Origin of the sequence: Nostoc sp. 2RC, from assembly GCF_014222165.1 — a bacterium.
GTDB classification, from domain to species: Bacteria; Cyanobacteriota; Cyanobacteriia; order Cyanobacteriales; family Nostocaceae; genus Nostoc; species Nostoc linckia.
This window is the reverse complement of sequence record NZ_JACKZU010000681.1, coordinates 1-1584: the sequence shown is the minus strand read 5'-3', so window position 1 is coordinate 1584 and position 1584 is coordinate 1. Positions and strand designations below refer to the sequence as shown.

Below are 1584 nucleotides of genomic sequence, written 5' to 3'. Positions count from 1 at the left end.
GGGAGATGGGGAGATGGGGAGATGGGGAGATGGGGAGCAAACCATTCTTCCAAGGTGAAAGGTAGTTCTTTGTTCCCTGCGAAGATTGCCAAGATGTCAAGCACATCATCTACTGTGGTAGTTTCATTCAACGAGATACCAACAGCAGTTTCATCAAAAATCCGTAAGTTAATTTGCAGTTGTTCTGAGGCTATCAGAATATCTTCTAGATTGTGTGTTCCCAGTTCTACCCGCAGGGTATCAAAGAAATATTCCGAACTGATTTTATAACCTAAACGCTTGAGTCCTTCTGCCAGCAATACCGTCAAAGAATGGATATTTTCAGCTATTTGCTTGAGTCCACTGGGCCCGTGATAAACGGCGTACATACTCGCCATCACCGCCAGTAGTACCTGTGCTGTGCAGATATTACTAGTAGCTTTTTCCCGGCGGATATGTTGTTCGCGGGTTTGTAAGGCGAGACGTAATGCAGGTTTGCCAAGAGCATCTTTTGATACTCCCACAATTCGCCCTGGAACCGATCGCTTATACTCTTCTTTAGTAGCAAAATAGGCTGCGTGAGGGCCACCAAAGCCCAAGGGTATACCGAAACGCTGAGTGCTACCCACAGCAATGTCAGCGCCAAATTCACCCGGAGGGGTAAGCAAAGTTAAACTTAGAGGATCTGCTGCTACCGTCACCAATGCACCCTGAGCATGGGCTTTTTCAATAAAAGCGCGGTAATCGTAAATTGTGCCATCGCTTGCCGGGTATTGCAGAACGGCACCAAAAATCGGTTCCTCAAAATCAAATGTTTGATGGTCGCCGACAATGATTTTAATCCCCAATGGTTGAGCGCGAGTCTGCAACACATCAATGGTTTGGGGATGACAATCACGAGATACAAAATAGCTATTTGCCTTATTTTTAGAAACGCCGTAGCTGAGGCTCATGGCTTCCGCGGCGGCTGTGGCTTCATCCAGTAATGAAGCATTAGCAATTTCCAAACCCGTGAGGTCGATAATCATGGTTTGAAAATTTAACAGTGCTTCCAATCGTCCTTGGGCAATTTCTGGCTGATAAGGAGTGTAAGCAGTATACCAACCGGGGTTTTCTAGGATATTACGTGCAATCACTGGAGGGGTAATACTGTCGTAATATCCCATACCAATATACGAGCGGAAAACTTGGTTTTTGCCAGCAATTTTTTTTAACAATGCCAACGCTGCGTATTCGCTTTCTGCTTCAGGTAAATTTAGCGGTTGCTGGAGGCGAATTGCCTGGGGCACTGTTTGGTCAATGAGGTCATCTAAACTAGAAAACCCCAAGACTTCAAGCATTTGCTTGATGTCATCAAAGTTCGGGCCTATGTGTCTGGGGGCAAAACTACTTAACTTTTGACTTGTTTCGTTGAGTAGATGGCGATCGCTAGACTTGATATTAGGGAGATTTGATACCACAAATTACTCTCCAAATGATAGTATATTAACATTTTGCAACAAATACTGATAACAAGTTAGTGTAATTTATCAATTTATCCAAATTTGATTTTTGGGGAATGGGGCATGGGGCATGGGGCATAGGTCATGATAAAACGGAAAGGGG

The 1584-nt window shown here is 44.4% G+C and carries 1 protein-coding gene; it reads right to left on the bottom strand.

The window, feature by feature from the left end:
* A partial coding sequence (locus tag GNE10_RS34375) for a glycine dehydrogenase (RefSeq protein ID WP_397326715.1) occupies positions 1-1439 on the bottom strand: 1439 nt, incomplete at its 3' end.
* Between the last annotated feature and the right edge of the window lie 145 nt (positions 1440-1584).